Source organism: Candidatus Limnocylindrales bacterium (genome assembly GCA_035571835.1).
Lineage (GTDB): Bacteria > Desulfobacterota > Binatia > UBA1149 > CAITLU01 > DATNBU01.
The window spans coordinates 1-16,331 of the sequence record DATNBU010000044.1 but is presented as its reverse complement, the minus strand read 5'-3'; the positions used below and the strand labels follow the sequence as shown (position 1 = coordinate 16,331).

Here is a 16,331-nt window from a genome sequence, read left to right as displayed (position 1 = left end):
ACCGCAGCGGCAGGCTTTCCAAGACTACCCGTCAGGAGATGCAGCGCAGACGCCGTGCCGGCGGGCACGATATGCCTGGACAAATACGAGGAGAGCGTCTGGCGCGTGCCGGATCCGACCACCACGAACGCGATCCTGGTAAGCGACATCCGACTTGGCAAAGCTACGCACGCCGAGCTGACGAGCGGCGGTGCCGTGCAGTTGGGCACGGCGGGCGAAGACTACGCCCCATGCACGAAAGACGGCCAGAGCTGCGCCAATGACATCTACGCCGTGAGCCTGCCGTCGGAGCTGCCCTCGGCGCACATCAGCTGGTTCCAGGCACAGGAGGCGTGCGCCAATTCCGCGAAGCGTTTACCGACGAGTGCAGAGTGGCAGGTGGGCGCGAACGGTACGCCGGACGCTGGACCGGACGACGGAACGACCGATTGCAACACGTCGGCGGCCGGCCCCGGTCTGGTCTCCACCGGTACACGCAGCAACTGCGTATCCTCACGCGGAGCCTTCGACATGGTCGGCAATCTCGACGAGTGGGTTGCGGACTGGGTACCACGCTCTACGGCGTGCGCGGACTGGGCCAGCTTCAGCGACGATGCGATGTGCCTCGTCGGCGCGAGTACGCTCGGCGTCGGCCCCGGTGCGCTCACGCGCGGGGGCTCGCTGGTCTCTGCGACAAAAGCCGGACCGCTCGCGGTCTCTGGCGGAAGACTGCCATCCTTCGCATCAGGGCTCATCGGGTTTCGCTGCGCCCGATAGTTGTCCGTATCGACGACACTCGACGTGGTAATCGCACGCCCGTTCCGCCGCAGAGTGGCGACGAAATGCACATGTGCCTCGCCTCCGCCGCCCCGGCACTCAGCGCCGCGACGGCGCTGCAGACTCGAGTCCGGGGAACGTGCGATCCGCGCCAACCCTGCGAAGCTCGCGCGCGAACGGAATGTCGACGAGACGGTAGAACTGGACCTTCTCCGGCTCGTAACGCGCTTCCCACAACGCGATGTCACGGTACTCCGGGCCTTCGACCGACTTGCGCCCTTCGAAAGCGCCGGCGCGAATCGCGGCGAAGCGCGATTCGCCGCCTTCGCGGCAACTGAGATCTCCGGCGTAGAGCCAGTCGTAGTACGCGCAGCGTTCGTTCGGAGCGCGCAGCGCGTCGGGCTTGTTGTTCTGCAGTGAGTACGCGATCCAGTATTTCACGCCGATGACTTCCGGCACCTTGTCGCCGTTGACGTCGAAGACATCGTAGAGCTCCGACTTGTCGAGGAAGAGATCCACCTGCGCGAGCTTGTCTTCGTCGGCGGGCAGCATCTGGCGAAGCTCGGCGAGATGACCCGCGTTCACGTGCGTGCAGCCGTGCGACATCGGACCGCGCGAGAGCAGCCAGAGATACTCGTAGGGCTTGCCGTCGGGGTTCTTTGCGCTGCGCCAGGCGGCCGGGAGGAACGACGTCTGCTGCGGGTTCATTCGCCAGAAAAGCGTATGCAGTGCGTCGTGCATGCGCGTGCCGATGTGGATGTACGGGAGCCACGGAGAGTAACTGTAGATTGCATCTTCCGGGATATGATCGACGACGCGCGTCCTCTGGTGCACCACCAGCGCGCGGCGACCCGTGGTCGGATAGAGCGGAATCCGCTTGCCCTTGACGGGGACCGTGTCGTTCAGGGTTCCGACGGGATAGACCGCGGTGAACTCGATGAACTCCGCCTTGTCGTCGTCCATCTGGTAGACGCCGTCGGACACGCGGCCGAGCAGAGCGCGGAATTCGTCGCGCGCGCCTCGCGGCTCCGTCCCCCTGGCCTCCGCGCAGAGCCTGACGAGATGCTCGAGGGCGGCGGCGTTTGCCGGTGTCACTTCGAGCACGTGCACCCGCGTCGGCAGCATGAGGTTCAGTAGCTCGACACGCCGCTGGTCGGTCATCCTCACGCTGTCTTCGGGCTTGAGGCGGGCCGCCCAGCTGCGAAGCAGATCTTCGCTGTCCAGGTGAATGTGGAATACCCGCCCCGGATTGAGCTTCTCCATCAGCGCGAGGTTGCGCTCGCGCATGGTCTTGTCGCGGTGCCACTCCTCGTGCGCGATGGCGTCGGCGACGCCGGCCTCATTCAGGGTCTTCTCGAACTGCTCGAGCCCGCGGTTCTGGGTCAGCACGATGCGGCCGCTGTCGACCAGCGTCCGGTACGTCTTCTGGCGAGCGAGAAGGTCCTTCGCGTAGCTCTGCAGCTCGTTGTCGCCGAGAACGGCCGTCACGCGCAGCTGGTTGCCGCGGCCGATCTCGAGGTGAAGCCGGTGCGGATCCTGAATGCGCGGGGCGAATCCGGTGTAGAACGTCGGCTCGTAGCGATCGTAGTAGATGCCGTACTGGGGCGGCTCTTCGAGCATCCCCGCCGCGTCGGCCCCGGAATTCCATGTGAACAGACCGAGCAGCGCGGCCGACAGCACGACCACGTTCCGCAGCCATCGGTTCATCATGTTCACCCCCTCGATTGCGGACTCGCCAATGCGCGTTATCACGGCCTGCTTATAAGAGGTTCAAGCGGTCACTTCGAACCATGTCCGTCGATAGGACAGCAGACGAACACGCGCAGAACGAACCTTCGGACCGCGCTCAGCGCTAGCAGAGATCGATGGCGAACCGCTTCAGATCGTCAAGCGCGACATCTTCAAGAGCGTTCTCGTCGGTGGCCGACAGGATGACGTGCGGCGCGGCACCGGCTTCGAGCGCTTCCTGCCAGCGCGGAGCGCACAGACACCAGCGGTCTCCGGGCTGGAGGCCCGGGAATCCGAATTCGGGCCGCGGCGTCGACAAGTCGTTTCCGCGCGAGCGCGAGAATTCCAGAAACTCGGCGCTGACCTCGACGCACACCGTGTGACGACCAACGTCTTCCTCGCTCGTACGACAGCATCCATCGCGGAAAAATCCGGTTTCGGGGTCCATCGAACAAGTAGCGAGCGGTTCACCAAGAACGTTGCGCGGCATGGCTGCTGTCTGACATAAGCGCGCCGCCGGATCACCCGACGAGCGGAAACACCTCGGCCTGGAACCTCTCGGCCTGCGAGCGGCCGCTGCCGAACGACGCGATGTCGTTGAAGTAGAAGACGATGCCCGAGACGCCGAGCTTCTCGTACTCGCGCAGGAAGTCCGCGCACTCGTCGCGCGAACCTTTGCACGAGACGAAGTTGAGCAGATTCTCCTCGCGATGCCCCTGTGCGGCGATGCTCTCGAAGAACGCCGCCTTCTCGGCATCGTTCTCGTAACAGATCCCGCCCGCCATCGCGGTGATCCGGATTTCGTCGAAATCGCGCCCGACCTCGCGGCAGTGGTTCTTCAGGATCTCGCGATAGCGCGGGAAGTCGGCGCGGCCGCCGTTGTAGTTCCAGATGTCGGCGTAGCGTGCGACCAGGCGGAGCAGCACCTTCTCGCCTTTGCCGCCGATGACGATCGGCGGATGCGGGCGCTGCAGCGGCTTCGGCTGGCAGACGGCATCCTTCAGCTGGAAGTGCTTGCCCTCGAAGCTCGCCATCGGCTCGTCGCCCCACATCCGGCAGAAGATCTCCAGCGACTCGCGAAGACGGCGCAGGCGGTCGCCGATGGGCAGGAAGTCATAGCCGTAGGCGCCGAATTCTTCCTGGAACCAGCCCGCGCCGATGCCGAAATCCAGGCGGCCGCCGCTCATCACGTCTACACACGCGGCGATCTTGGCGAGATAGGCCGGGTGCCGGTACTCGTTGCACGTGACGAGCTGGCCGATGCGCGCGCGGCTCGTCACCGCAGCCATGTGCGACATCAGCGTCCACGCTTCGAACGTCGCCTCGATCTCCTTGCGCGGAACCGTGTGAAAGTGGTCGTAGACCCACAGCGAGCTCCATCCTGCCTTATCGAGGCCACGAATGACGCGATCGCACGTCTTCCACTTGGCGGCGTCGCCGTCGACGCCCATCAGATCGAGCCGCCACCCCTGAGGAACGAGCACACCGTATTCCATGCGAACCTCCGCCTGTCGGCCGGGTAGTGCGGCCGGGACCGGGAGCTATCCGCACACTCTCCGCGGAAGCAACAGTTTCGCCCAGAGCGGCTCTTGCCGGAGCACCACTTGGTGTGTACAGATTCAGCCATGGTGGAAGAGCTGCACGTCGCCCCGGGACTTCTCATCGCGATGCCTCAGCTTCGCGATCCAAATTTCGATCGCTCGGTCGTGCTGATGATCGAGCATCGCACGGAAGGCTCCTTCGGCCTGGTGATCAACCGGCCGACACGGACGCCGGTCGGCGATCTGCTGAAAACAATCGACGTCGACTGGCACGGAACGTCGGACGAGGTCGCGTGGTCCGGAGGTCCGGTACAGCCGGAAACCGGATGGATCCTGCACGAAAGAGTCGACGGACTGGCCGGCCCGGGGACGCGCGAGATCCTGCCAGGTCTTTTCATCACGTCGGCGCCCGACGCGCTGCGCGAGCTCGCCAAGCATCCGCCGCGGCGCGTGCGTTTCCTTCTCGGCTATTCGGGATGGGGCCCGGCGCAGCTCGAGCGCGAGCTGACAGAGACGACGTGGGTCAACAGCGACGTCGATGCGGACTTCCTGTTCGACACTCCGCCCGAGCGGATGTGGGAAGAAGCACTCAAGCGCATGCATATTTCGCCGGCGGCGCTGGCTCCGGCGCACGGCATCCACTAACTCCGGTCCGTCCAGCGCGGCGCGCCGCGCGCACGCCAGTGCTGCTGCCACGATGGAACCGATCCTTGTCTTTGGTGCGACCGGCCATACCGGACGTCTCGTAGTCCGCGCGCTCGAGAACACCGCTCGACCGTTCGTCATTGCGGGCCGTGATCGCCCGGCTCTCGAGCGGTTGTCCGCGTCGCTGTCGTCGCGTCCCGGAGTGCGCGTGGCCGACGCCCTCGACCGGCCGGCGCTGCTCGCGGCGCTCGGCGGCATCAAGAGCGTGATCACAACGGTCGGACCGTTTTCACGTCTCGGAATGCCGCTGGCAGCTGCGGCCGTCGATCTCGGAGTCCACTATGTGGACACCAGCGGCGAGCAGACTTTCCAGATGCAGGTGTACGAAAAGCTGCATCGCAAGGCAGTCAGCACCGGCTCGACCGTGATTACCGGCGCGGCACTCGAATCGTCGTTCGGGTATCTGGGCGGCGCGGTCCTGCATGAGCGCTGCGGACCGCTCGTGGCCATAAGCTCGAGCTATTTCGTGGAGAGTTTCCGTCCGAGCATGGGCACCGTGCGCAGCGCGCTCACCATGCTCGGCGAAGAGCTGGCTTCATTCCGCGACGGACGGCTCGTGCCGCTACCAACCGCACCGCGCCCCCGCGACGTTACGTTCGCAGGCGAGCGCGAGACATTCCATTCGGTGGAGATTCCCGGCGGGGATTCCGTGCTGCTGCCGCTCGACATCGCTTCGCTGCAATCGGCGAGCACGCATGCGCTGCTTTCGAAAACGCAGGCGCAGGTCGTCGCGCTCGTGCTTCGTGCGCAGCCCGCGATGCGTAAACGCCTGACCGAAAGGCGGATCGACCGGATCGCGGCTCTGGCCGGCGTGCTGCGCCGCGACCCGCCGGATGCCGAACGAGCAGCCTCCCCGTGGAAAGTCTTCGTGCAGGGCCAGTCTTCGACGGGAAATCATCTGTTCGTCGCGAGCGGGCAGGATGTGTACGCAACTTCCGCGGCCGTTGCGACGCAGACCGCAATGTGGCTTGCCGACGGCCGTGCACGCGACGCGGGCGTGATGACGACGGGCAAGGCGCTTCCCGCCGTCGAGTTCCTCGACGCCCTGAGACCGAGCGGCGTGAGATGGGAGCTGCGCTAGATCCCGCGAAGCTACTTGCTGAGATCGTGCGCTTCCGAGATCGAATAGCTGCATCTCGTCGGCTCTTCGGCGGTTCCGGCTTTCGGCTTGGCTTTGGGGCTGCCCTTCTCTGCACGCACTTCGATCCCGCCCTTGCCGGGGACCGTGAACGTCGCTTTCTGCGGCGCTCCGGTATCGGTGTCGAACTTCTGCGACGATCCGCCCGGATGTACGGTGAACGTACAGATGGCGTTCCCTTTCGGCGTGACTTCGAGGTCCATTTTTGCCGGTGCGTCACCTTCGTTCTTCCAGACTTCCCGGATCTGGGGGAAGCCGTAGTCGGCGGTGAGCTCTCCGGCCAGGCACGGCACGGACGAGCAGGCGAGAGCGGCCAGGATCGCGAGCGGAATGCTGTTTCGTATGGGCTTCAACTGAGTTTCCCCCGGAGGATTTCTTTTGCTTCGGACGCGACTCGCCGGACCCCCCAGCATCGCGAGACCGTGACTTTTCACGGTGAACGACCTGATGCCAGCGCTCACCGCGAACTTCCGCCTTCGAATCCCCGGATACGCTGCGGCTGCACATCGCGCGCCCGCAGGCGGCAGGTCTTCAGTGCTTCTCGAAGAGCTTTGCGGCAGCGGCCGACAGGGTGATCGGCTCGAAGAGATCCTCGGGGTAAAGATAGTCCTCACCCGAATCATCTATGACGCGGAACAGCCCGTGCTCGTTCGCCTCTGCATCGGGTACACAGCGATAGACCTTGCGCACCTCCAGCGAAGCCGGGTAGTCGCCATTCGCGATGCACATGACGTAACAGGGCGTATGATTCGCGGGTGTCATCATTCTTCGAACAGCAGCTGCTTGATCTTCATTTCCCGGCGTCCGATGCCGTCTGCTTCATACCAGTGGACCTCAGCCCAGAAAACTGTGGAGTCGGGAAGCCGGACACGGGCCTGTCCTTTCAGCTTACGCCACCGCCCCGGGCCCCAGACCTGGCGCAACCTTCGTATGTCACGGACCCGACTGCCGATCGCGATTCGCTCCACCAGGATCGGTGAACACAACAACTCGAACTGCACGCAGCCCGAGATGAACCGCGATCAGTCGCGTGCCAATGCCATCGCCGTCAATCCTGGCGGTCTCTCAGTGCATTCATGACCGAAAGCGCATCTCGCAGCAGCGTGGGGTCGTGCGTGCGGATGTACGTTGCGCCCTTTTCGACGGCGTAGAGCTCGGCCGCGAGCGATGCGGCGTCGCGGCGCGCGACGTCGCGTCCGGCAGCAGAACGCCGGGTATCCTCTTCGGCCGAGCCGTCAGCGATGCCCCGTTCCACCAACCGGCCGACGATCGACTTGCGCGACACCGAAATGAACAGCGGCAGGCCGTAGCGTTCGCGAAGCTTCCCGAGCCGCTGCAGCACAGTCAGCGACGGCTGCATGTTCGCGCCCAGAAAAAGCCCCATGCCGGGATCGAGCACCAGGCGCTCGCGTGCAATGCCGGCCGCAGTCAGCTCGGCAACGCGGCGGTCAAAGAACTCGAGAACGCCGCGATAGACTTCCTCTGCGTCCGCCTCGTCGCGGGTCGCCCGCGGGCCGCCTGCGATCGAATGCATCACGACGAGACCCGCGGTCGAAGCCGCAAGCTCCGAATAGAAGGTGCGATCGGCGAATCCCCGGATGTCGTTGATCCACGATGCGCCGGCAGAAATGGCGTAGCGCTGCACCGGCGTCTGCCAGCTGTCGATGCTGACTGCTATCCCGCGCGAGACGAGCTCGGCGACCACAGGCTCGAGCCGGCGGATTTCCTCGTCCGACGAGACGTCTTCGGCTTCGGGATGGCTCGAGGCCGCGCCGATGTCGATCACGTCGGCTCCGCCCGCACGCAGCTCGAGCGCATGGTCGATCGCGGCACGCGGATCCAGAAAGCGCCCGCCGTCCGAAAACGAATCGCGGGTCACGTTGAGGATTCCGAAGATCGTCACGCCGGCGGTGGGCACGCGGCCACTCCGCCGCAGGCTGCGCGGAGACTCAAGCGGGAGATCCGCAGACGGACCGGACACCCGTAGCTGCTTATGGACAGGATCGGTTTAGCCCGTCGGCGACCGTCTGGCGGAGCCGCGGCATCGCGCTACACTGCACCGATGCCGGACTTCGATCGGATCGACGCCGAGGCGCTGCGCCGGCGTCGCTGCGCAAAGTGGGCCGGCGCGAGCGGCGACATGCTGTCCGCATCGGTCGCGGACATGGACTTCACGGCGCCCGAGCCGATCGTGCGCACGCTCGCGTCGATGCTTTCGGCATCCGACCTCGGCTATCCGCCCACTCCGGTTCCCGAAGGGCTTCCGTCGATTTTCGCAGGACGCATGCAGGAGCGCTTCGGCTGGCACGTCGATCCGGAGCGCGTCGAAGTGCTGACCGACGTCGTGCAGGGCCTGCATCTTGCGATCGCGGCGTTCAGCGAAACGGGCGCTCAGCTGATCACGCCGAATCCGATCTATCCGCCGTTTCTCGAAGCGCTTCGCGCAACCCGGCGCGTGCCGGTCTGGCTGCGATACAGGGCGACGGAAGAAGGCTACCGCTTCGATGTCGAGCGAGCTCGCGCCGAGCTGACCGATGGCACGCGCATGCTGCTTCTGTGCAATCCGCACAATCCGACCGGACGCGTGCACACCGCGGACGAGCTCGAGGCGCTGGCCGCGCTCGCGATCGAGCGCGACCTCATCGTCGTCTCCGACGAGATCCATGCCGACCTCGTCTACCCGGGCTCGGCGCATGTTCCGATCGCCAGGCTCGGAAGCGAGGTCGCGGCGCGCACGGTCACGCTCACGTCGGCAACCAAGGCGTTCAACATCGCGGGACTTCGCTGCGCCGTCGCGGTTTTCGGCAGCGCGGAGCTGCAGCGGCGCTTTGCGCGCATCGACCGGCACGTTCGCGGCGGACTGAATTCGTTCGGACTTGCCGCCACGGCCGCGGCGTGGACCGAATGCCAGCCGTGGCAGGACGACGTGCTGCAATATCTCGAGGCCAATCGCGACTTCGTGGCCGGATACGTTCGCAGCAACTGGCCGGAGGTCACGCATTTCCCCCCGCAGGCAACGTATCTTTCGTGGCTGGATTTCCGCTCGCTTGCACTCGAACCGACGCCGCAGGAATTTTTCATCGATCATGCGCGCGTGCGACTTGCCGCCGGAGAGGACTTCGGCGATTCCGGGCGCGGCTACGCGCGTCTGAATTTCGCGACGTCGCGCGCAATCCTCATCGAGATCCTCGAGCGCATGAACGCCGCCCTCCGCAGCAGAACGTCGCGATGAAATCTGGCGCGAAGCCTACGGGAACGGCGGCAACGCGCTGTCGGCAAACGGCGACGGCGTACCGGGCGGCACCAGCGGATCGCCGCCCCACTTCGGATAATTGTCGGTAAGCGTTCGAAGAAACGCGACGAGCTGCGCTTCTTCCTCCGCGGTAAGGCCGAGATCGCCGAGCTCGTCGACGTTGACGTTCTCCGCGATCTCCGGCGCCGGCCAGCCGCTGACGGCGAAGCCCGGATCGTTGTTGTCCGGCACCGGTCCGAGCGTGTCGCGCGTGTTGTAGAAGTGGACGATCTGCTCGAGCGTCGCGAACACACCGTTGTGCCCGTACGGCGCGGTTACCGCGATGTTGCGCAGACCCATCACTTTGTGCTTGCCGCGCTCGAGACCGTCGGGATCTTCGGCTGCGATGTCGCCGCGTCCTCCGAGACCCGGATCCGGCAGAGGATTTCCCGGAATGTTCACGTTGCGCGGAAGGCCGATGTTGTCGTACGTGAAGTCGGTGAAGAGCGGCGGAATCATCGCTGTGCCCTCGCCCATCGTCATCGTGCTCGGATGGCACGCCGCACAGTTGCCCTTCGTCTCGCTCTCGAAGACCTCGAGGCCTTTGGCTTCGGTTTCGGTAAGCTCGGTCTGGCCCGCAAGGTAGAAATCGAACTTGGACGTGAAGCGGTTGAGCCGGCGGATTCTTTCGAACGCTGCAATCGCGCGGGTCATGCGGTCGTACGCATCTTCGACGCCGGACGGCGGCGGATCGCCCGGCAAGGCGCCTTCCTTCGCGGGAATCGCGTCGAGATCGATGTCGTAGACTTCGGAGAATTCGCTCGCATATCGACTTTTTTCTTTCAGCCGCGTCACCACCGCCCAGTGGCTCGGCATGGCCATCTCGTCGGGATTGACGAACGGAAGCGTGGCCTGCTCGGCAAGATCGTGTGCGCGGCCGTTCCAGAACTGGCCGCCGACGTACAGTTCCTCTTCGGGGTCCCAGTGAAAGATCGGGCTGAACGCCGCATACGCCGAGCTTGGAGAATTCAGGTGTCCGAAATGGCCGGGCACCGAACCCGGGGATACGGCGCTTCCATCTCGGGTGTTGCGCGCATCCACGAAGCCGGGCGTGGCCTGCCGTTCGCCATCCGTATCGCGGGTGCGCCGCAGGCGGTGACAGCTCGCGCACGCCTGGTTGCGGTTCAGCGAGAGGTCGCGGTCGCGATAGAGCTGCTTGCCGAGGCGTTGCTCAGCCGTGAGCTCGTACGTGGCGGCGTCGGCCGGTAGCGCAACCATGGCAATGCTCATCAGTGTGAAAAGGCGCGCAATGATCATGCGAGCCATCGAGGCGGCCGGACGGCGCGATTGTCAACGGCATCGGCCGAAACGATCCGGAATCGATACGTCACCCGAGGAGTGTCGTGCTGCCGATTCCCGCATTTTCATGTCCGAATGGCTCGAGACGTGTTCACGCACGACGGCGCGTGACCCCGAGTAGAAACGCGCCGCTGACGACGAGAATCGCCCCGAAGATCGTGCGCGAATCGGGGATCTCGCCAAAGAACAGCGAGCCCCAGATGGTTGCGAACACGACCTGCATGTACGTCAGGGCCGTCGCGGTGGTCGCCGTTTCGTACTGGAGTCCGCGAGTGAACCAGACCTGCCCGGCCTGCGTTGCCACGCCGACGCCGATCAGCACCAGCCATTCCACGCCACGCGGCATCACGGCCGAGTGCACGAGCGCGGGCAGCGTTGCCGGCAGCGTGACGAGCGGAAAGTAGAACACGATGACGAGAGGATGCTCGACTTCGGTCAGCCGCTTGACGCCGACGTACGCGAGCGCCGTAAGGAAAGCGCCCGCGACCGCGATCAGCACGTCGAGAGCCGACGGAGCCGACGGCAGCACTCCGAACAGGAACGACGGCTTGGCGACCAGCGCGATGCCAGCGATGCTTGCCACGCCGGCGACGGCAATACGAAGGGTCGGCCTCTCGCCGAGAAACATGGTCGCGAGCACGGCGGTGAACAGCGGATACAGGTACTGGATCACCGTGGCGTCGGCGAGCGGCATGACCGCCACCGAATGGAACACGCACGAAAGCGCGAGATAACCGAGGAACCCGCGCATGAACAGCAGGCGGCGATGCGTGCCCCACGGAGAGATTCCCTGGCGGCGCACCAGCAGCCAGCTCAGCACGAGGCTTACGACGGCACGCGCCGCCACGACTTCCTGACTCGGCAGCCGCTGGCCGGCGATCTTGACGAACGACGTCATGATGCTGAACGCGAATGCGCCCGCAACGACGTAGATTGCTCCGCGTCCTACGCGCCATCGCATGCGCGTGTCGGACGGAGCAGCTGCAAGGTGGCTTGCCTCCGCAAGCACCGGCGTCGCCGGCAACCCGGGGCTATTTTCCACCGAACAGCCGCATCACGATCCACAGCAGGACGTTCACGAGCAGGATCGTCGTCAGCGGAAAATAGAAACGGAAGTTGCCGCGTTCGATGAGCAGGTCGCCCGGCAGACGGCCGATGCCGATTTTCGCAAGCAGCGGCCATGCAAGCCCTGCGGCGACGAGGACGAGACCCGCAACGACGAGAATGCGCGGAATCCCGCTCAAGCAACCTCTCCGCTGGCCACCAGCACGACCTTGCCGGCCACTTCGACGCCGATGGTTCCGTCGTGAGGCTCGGCCCGGATGTACAGGCACGAAGGCCTGCCGACTTCATACCCCTGCTGTACGCGCGCGAGCACACGGCCGGTTCCGAAGTACTGCTCGGATGAAAGATACGCCGCCAGGCACGCATTGGCCGATCCGGTCGCCGGATCTTCGCGGATGCCGAATGCTTCGAAGAACATGCGCGCCGACAGGTCGGCGCCCGGCTCGTACGCTTCGGGCGCAAACGCCAGCACACCGAGCATCTGGCCGGGCTCTCCGGCCGGCAATGACTTCGGGCGGGCAGAGCGAAGCGATGCGAGGTCGACGAGCGGCGCGATGACGAACTCGACCCCGATGCTTACCCGCCGGCACGGATGCCGCGGGTCCAGCGCCGAGCGCGGGATGCCGAGATGCGATGCGATCGAATCGCCGTCGACCACCTCGCGCAGCTCGGGCGGCCGCGGCCGCATGCGGACGAGCTCGCCGTAGCTCGTTTCGTCGAACTCGACCGGTACTTCGCCGACGCCGAGCCGTAGCACGAGATTGCCCGGCAGCTCGCCTGTGGAGCTTTGCCCGCAGAAAAAGTTTCGCAGCACCCAGGCTGTGCCGAGCGTCGGATGGCCGGCGAACGGCAGCTCTTCGGCGGGCGTGAAGATGCGCACGTCGAATGCGCCTTCGGCCGGAGACGGCGATGCGAACGTCGTCTCCGAGAAGTTCATCTCACGGGCGAACGCCTGCATGCGCTCGGTCGGCCACTCGGGTAGCGGTGCGCCAACGACGACCGCCAGCTGGTTGCCGGCATATGGCCGCTCGGCGAACACGTCGACGAGAAACAGTTTCGGTTTCGAATCGGGATCGGACATCGCGGCATCCTGACGGAGGCCGCGTTCGCTGCCAACAGCGACGGCAATCGACGGAAGGAGCCAGTGCTCAGTTCAGAAGTGCGGCGCGATGCCGGGCGCCGAAAACACGCGAGCCCCGGACCCAGGGGTCCGAGGCTCGCGGCTTCTATCCGAACGTCAGGACGTTACGGGCAGTCGATCGTATCGGCCGCGTCCGTCAGTCCATCGCAGTCGTTGTCGATGGTGTCGGCGCAGTTGCCGGCTTCGATGCCTGGCGATCCCGGCGTGCACGACTCTGCGCCGGCCGTGCAGATCGCGTTCGCCTGACACGCGCCGACACCGCAGGTGTCCGTCGTGGTGGGCTCGACCGCGCAGACTGCGCTGCAGCAGTCGCCGCTCGCGACGTTGCCGTCGTCGCAGCCTTCGCCTGCCTGCTCGACGCCGTTGCCGCAGACCGGAACGTCACCGACAACGCCGTCCGACAAGGACGTCAGCTCGAGCTCGAAGCAGTCTTTGAGCGCCTTGCGGTCGAGCGTCAGGCCCGCCAGCGCCGCAGACTTGCAAGGCTCGCCGAGGTCCGCGATCTGCAGACCCGAACCGACGTCGACCGCCTGCGTCGTGACGCAGTTGTCGATCAGCGAGAGCTTCGCCCTCGCATCGCTCGTCGCCTGGTCGCGACACGACACGCTGTCGGCCAGCGCCTCGACACATCGTTTCTCGACGAGCTTGTTGCGTATCGCGAAGAAATTCGCGGCAGCCTTTCCGATGTACCGCTGGCACTTCGACTGATCCGCGAGAGCGTCGGTGTTGACCGCGGACGCAGTACCGGGCGAGGTCTGCTGGTTCATGTCACCGAACGACAGGGCGAGCACTGCCGCAACATAATCGGCAGGATCGCAGCCCGGCGGTTCGGGTTCGTCCTTGCACTTGAGCGCGCCGTCCACCGGACCGAGCTTCCACAACGCGTAATTGCACTTGCCGCGGAACTTGGTCTGCTTCTTGAGATACTTGAGGCAGTCGCTGTCCACTCCTGCAACCGTCTTCGACTGACGCACCACGATCTCATCGGCCACGACCGCTGCATTGCCGCTGATGTCGGCAAGGGTGACCTCCACGGTCACGGTGCCGTGTGCGCTCACGCTGGCGCCGTCGTTGCCGTTCGCTTGCAACTGGACAAGGCACGTCCCGTCGGGCGACTGGCCGTTGCCGTTCTTCGTAATGTCGATTCCGACGGCGAGCGATCCCGCCTCCGGATAGTTGCCGGTGCCGTCTACACCGGCGCTGCCGTTGGATGTGATCGTGCAGTGCTCTCCGTTGCCGGTCGCCTGGATACCGGGCCCGGACGAGACGGTCAGATCATCGAGCGTGATGCCGGCAATCGGTGCGGCAAACGAGACTGTTCCCGAGAACGTGACCGTGCCGCTGATCGTGTCGGCCGACGCGCCAAGCGGCGCCATCAAGGCCGCAGCGACAAAAGCAGCGGTGATCGTTCTCGTGTGAAAGGTCTGGATCGGATTCTTCATGAACAACTCCTCATCCCCCCGGATTCACCGATTGTCGCACCGGCCCGGCGCATCCGACAATGGGTGTTCCCCGCAAAGCCCCCCGATCGCGAAAGAAGATCGGAAAGCTGCCGGAATTGAAGCTGTATTCAGAGGTCCGCGGACGTCCGCACGTCAGGTGCCGGCAAATCTGTCCCACGGCACGAGCATCGACAGCCCGACGGCAATCTCGATCACGATAGCCGCAAGGTTGCCCACCGACCGGCTCTGGTCGTGCACGTACGAAAAAGATCTCGCTGCGCCGGCGCCGAGCCATCCGACTCCGAGCGCGCGAAAAACCTCGTTCGTCTGATTGATGGTGGCGAACAATCCGATCGCGAGAAAAATTCCCCCGTACGTGGCGCGAATCTCCGAAATGCCGCGTTCGCCATCGGGCTCGATTCCGACGAGCCGCGCAGCCGCGAGCGGCCAGAACAGGCCGAAGATTCCAAGACCGAGCGTGATGAGCGAGCCTACTGTGTTGACGCTGACCGGAAGATCCATCTGCTTGTGCTCCCCTTTTTCGTCGGGCAGGCCAGACCACGTGCCGCTTTGCGCGAGCTTCTCCCGCTGCCATCCGCGATCGCCACCGTTTATCGAGGACTTGCGGGTGGCGGAAACGGGCCTGTCCATCGGTTGTGACCGGCAATGAACCGCGCGATAGCTGGCCGGCCGCGCGTGCCGCAGTGCGTCCGGGCAGATTCCGGCGGCGCCGGGCCGCCTTCGGACGGCGTCGCTGGCGGCAGCGAAGGAGCAAACCATGGCCCGATACGCGTACGATCGCCTGACCGCCCTCGACAACTCGTTTCTCATCCTCGAGAAGCCGAACGCCTACATGCACGTGGCATCGACGATGATCTTCGAGGCCGGCCCGCTGGCCACGCCCGAAGGCGGAATCGATGCCGAGTCGATCAAAGACGTCTTCGCATCCTCGCTTCATCTGATCCCGCGCTATCGCCAGAAGCTCGCGTACGTACCGTTCACGAACCAGCCGGTGTGGGTGGACGACGACCGCTTCAACCTCGATTTCCACATCCGCCACTCGGCGCTTCCGCGCCCGGGCTCGGAGCTTCAGCTCAAGCGGCTCTCGAGCCGCATCATGCAGCAGCATCTCGATCGCCAGCGGCCGCTGTGGGAGCTGTGGATCGTCGAGGGCCTGTCCGGCGGGCGCTTCGCGCTGATCTCGAAAGTCCATCACTGCATGATCGACGGCGTCTCCGGCGTCGACATGCTCAAGATCCTGCTGAGCCCGTTCGAGACGCAGGACCTGCACGAAACTCCGCAGTTCATTCCGCGGCCGTCACCGTCCGGCGTCGAGCTGCTGGTCGACGAAGCGGCGCACTGGGCGCGGCTGCCACTCGAAGCCGCGCGCGGCGTCGGCAGCCTGATCGCCGCCGCTCAGGACACGCAGCGCGATCTGCTGACGCGCGGTCGTGCCGTCGCCGAAACGCTCGGCGCATCGTTCCGCACGGCTTCGGCGACACCGCTCAACGGCGAGATCGGTCCGCACCGGCGCTTCGACTGGCTCACGATGAGCCTCGCCGACATCAAGGCGATCCGGCGCGGGCTCGGCGGATCGCTCAACGACATCGTGCTGACGGTCGTGACCGGCGCGGTCCGGCGCTTCCTGCAGCGTCGGCTCGTCGATCCGCGCCGGATCGATTTCCGCGTGATGACGCCGGTCAGCGTCCGCACCGAGGACGAGCGCGGATCGTTCGGAAATCGCGTGTCGGCGTGGACGGTCGATCTCCCGGTCGGCGAAGAGGACCCTCGCCGCCAGCTCGAGGCGATCCGGCGCACCACCGCCGAGCTCAAGGCGTCCAAACGCGCCGTGGGCGCCGAAGTGCTGACCCAGGTTGCCGAGTGGACGCCGTCGACGCTGCTGTCGCTGGCCGGGCGCAACATCACGCGCCTGCTTCCGTTCAACATGGTGGTCACCAACGTGCCGGGCCCGCAGTTCCCGATGTACATGCTCGGTTCCAAGCTGCTCGAGACATTTCCGAACGTTCCGCTGATCGACAATCTCGGGCTCGGCATCGCGCTGCTCAGCTACGACGGGAAGCTCTGCTGGGGTTTCAACGCGGACTACGACCTCGTCCCCGACCTCGCGGCTTACGTCAAAGCCACGCGCGAGGCATTCGAGGAGCTGCAGGCCATCGCAGGCCGGATGCAGGCGCCGGCCGCGGCCGCGAAGAGCGACGATGCG

The 16,331-nt window shown here is 65.3% G+C and carries 17 protein-coding genes; 5 read left to right on the top strand and 12 right to left on the bottom strand.

Annotated elements, in window-relative coordinates; translation table 11 throughout:
- Positions 1-105 precede the first annotated feature (105 nt).
- Positions 106-756, top strand: a complete 651-nt coding sequence (locus VN634_20785) for an SUMF1/EgtB/PvdO family nonheme iron enzyme (protein ID HXC53334.1) — start codon at positions 106-108, stop codon at positions 754-756.
- Positions 757-855: 99 nt separating this feature from the next.
- Here the strand turns inward: VN634_20785 and VN634_20780 are convergent, their stop codons facing one another.
- The 3 genes from VN634_20780 to VN634_20770 form a co-directional block, all read right to left on the bottom strand.
- Positions 856-2,466, bottom strand: a complete 1,611-nt coding sequence (locus VN634_20780; GenBank protein HXC53333.1) for a hypothetical protein — start codon at positions 2,464-2,466, stop codon at positions 856-858.
- Positions 2,467-2,608: 142 nt separating this feature from the next.
- A complete protein-coding gene (locus tag VN634_20775) occupies positions 2,609-2,974 on the bottom strand; it encodes a DUF2237 domain-containing protein (GenBank protein ID HXC53332.1) in 366 nt (121 codons plus the stop codon).
- Between the two features lie 31 nt (positions 2,975-3,005).
- Positions 3,006-3,980 carry an LLM class F420-dependent oxidoreductase gene (locus VN634_20770; protein HXC53331.1) on the bottom strand — a complete coding sequence of 325 codons (975 nt, stop codon included), beginning with the start codon at positions 3,978-3,980 and terminating at the stop codon, positions 3,006-3,008.
- Positions 3,981-4,109: 129 nt separating this feature from the next.
- Here VN634_20770 and VN634_20765 point away from each other — a divergent pair, with 129 nt between their 5' ends.
- The gene (locus VN634_20765) at positions 4,110-4,670 is read left to right on the top strand and encodes a YqgE/AlgH family protein (GenBank protein HXC53330.1); all 561 of its coding nucleotides are present in this window, start codon (positions 4,110-4,112) and stop codon (positions 4,668-4,670) included.
- A gap of 52 nt (positions 4,671-4,722) precedes the next feature.
- Entirely contained in the window at positions 4,723-5,811 is a 1,089-nt protein-coding gene (locus tag VN634_20760) for a saccharopine dehydrogenase NADP-binding domain-containing protein (protein ID HXC53329.1), read from the top strand.
- Between the two features lie 11 nt (positions 5,812-5,822).
- Here the strand turns inward: VN634_20760 and VN634_20755 are convergent, their stop codons facing one another.
- From VN634_20755 to folP, 3 genes are all read right to left on the bottom strand, one after another.
- Entirely contained in the window at positions 5,823-6,221 is a 399-nt protein-coding gene (locus VN634_20755) for a hypothetical protein (GenBank protein ID HXC53328.1), read from the bottom strand.
- Between the two features lie 178 nt (positions 6,222-6,399).
- Positions 6,400-6,633: a hypothetical protein gene (locus VN634_20750; protein HXC53327.1), complete on the bottom strand. Its 234-nt coding sequence runs from the start codon at positions 6,631-6,633 to the stop codon at positions 6,400-6,402.
- A gap of 283 nt (positions 6,634-6,916) precedes the next feature.
- A complete protein-coding gene (folP, locus tag VN634_20745) occupies positions 6,917-7,786 on the bottom strand; it encodes a dihydropteroate synthase (GenBank protein HXC53326.1) in 870 nt (289 codons plus the stop codon).
- A 144-nt stretch (positions 7,787-7,930) separates the two neighbouring features.
- Between folP and VN634_20740 the strand changes: the two genes are divergently transcribed.
- The gene (locus VN634_20740; protein ID HXC53325.1) at positions 7,931-9,100 is read left to right on the top strand and encodes a PatB family C-S lyase; all 1,170 of its coding nucleotides are present in this window, start codon (positions 7,931-7,933) and stop codon (positions 9,098-9,100) included.
- Between the two features lie 15 nt (positions 9,101-9,115).
- Here the strand turns inward: VN634_20740 and VN634_20735 are convergent, their stop codons facing one another.
- From VN634_20735 to VN634_20710, 6 genes are all read right to left on the bottom strand, one after another.
- Complete coding sequence (locus VN634_20735; GenBank protein HXC53324.1) at positions 9,116-10,417, bottom strand: cytochrome c peroxidase; 1,302 nt, start codon at positions 10,415-10,417, stop codon at positions 9,116-9,118.
- A 133-nt stretch (positions 10,418-10,550) separates the two neighbouring features.
- Complete coding sequence (locus VN634_20730) at positions 10,551-11,501, bottom strand: DMT family transporter (GenBank protein ID HXC53323.1); 951 nt, start codon at positions 11,499-11,501, stop codon at positions 10,551-10,553.
- Complete coding sequence (locus VN634_20725) at positions 11,491-11,703, bottom strand: DUF2905 domain-containing protein (protein HXC53322.1); 213 nt, start codon at positions 11,701-11,703, stop codon at positions 11,491-11,493. Before VN634_20725 ends, VN634_20730 begins: the two co-directional genes overlap by 11 nt.
- Positions 11,700-12,605 (bottom strand): PhzF family phenazine biosynthesis protein, encoded by a 906-nt coding sequence (locus tag VN634_20720; protein ID HXC53321.1) that lies wholly within the window; start codon positions 12,603-12,605, stop codon positions 11,700-11,702. The genes VN634_20725 and VN634_20720 overlap by 4 nt, the downstream gene beginning before the upstream one ends.
- A 164-nt stretch (positions 12,606-12,769) precedes the next feature.
- A complete protein-coding gene (locus VN634_20715; protein ID HXC53320.1) occupies positions 12,770-14,107 on the bottom strand; it encodes a hypothetical protein in 1,338 nt (445 codons plus the stop codon).
- A 153-nt stretch (positions 14,108-14,260) separates the two neighbouring features.
- Entirely contained in the window at positions 14,261-14,629 is a 369-nt protein-coding gene (locus tag VN634_20710) for a DUF4345 family protein (GenBank protein ID HXC53319.1), read from the bottom strand.
- Between the two features lie 256 nt (positions 14,630-14,885).
- Here VN634_20710 and VN634_20705 point away from each other — a divergent pair.
- Positions 14,886-16,331, top strand: a 1,446-nt coding sequence (locus tag VN634_20705; GenBank protein ID HXC53318.1) for a wax ester/triacylglycerol synthase family O-acyltransferase, incomplete at its 3' end; no start/stop codon positions are given.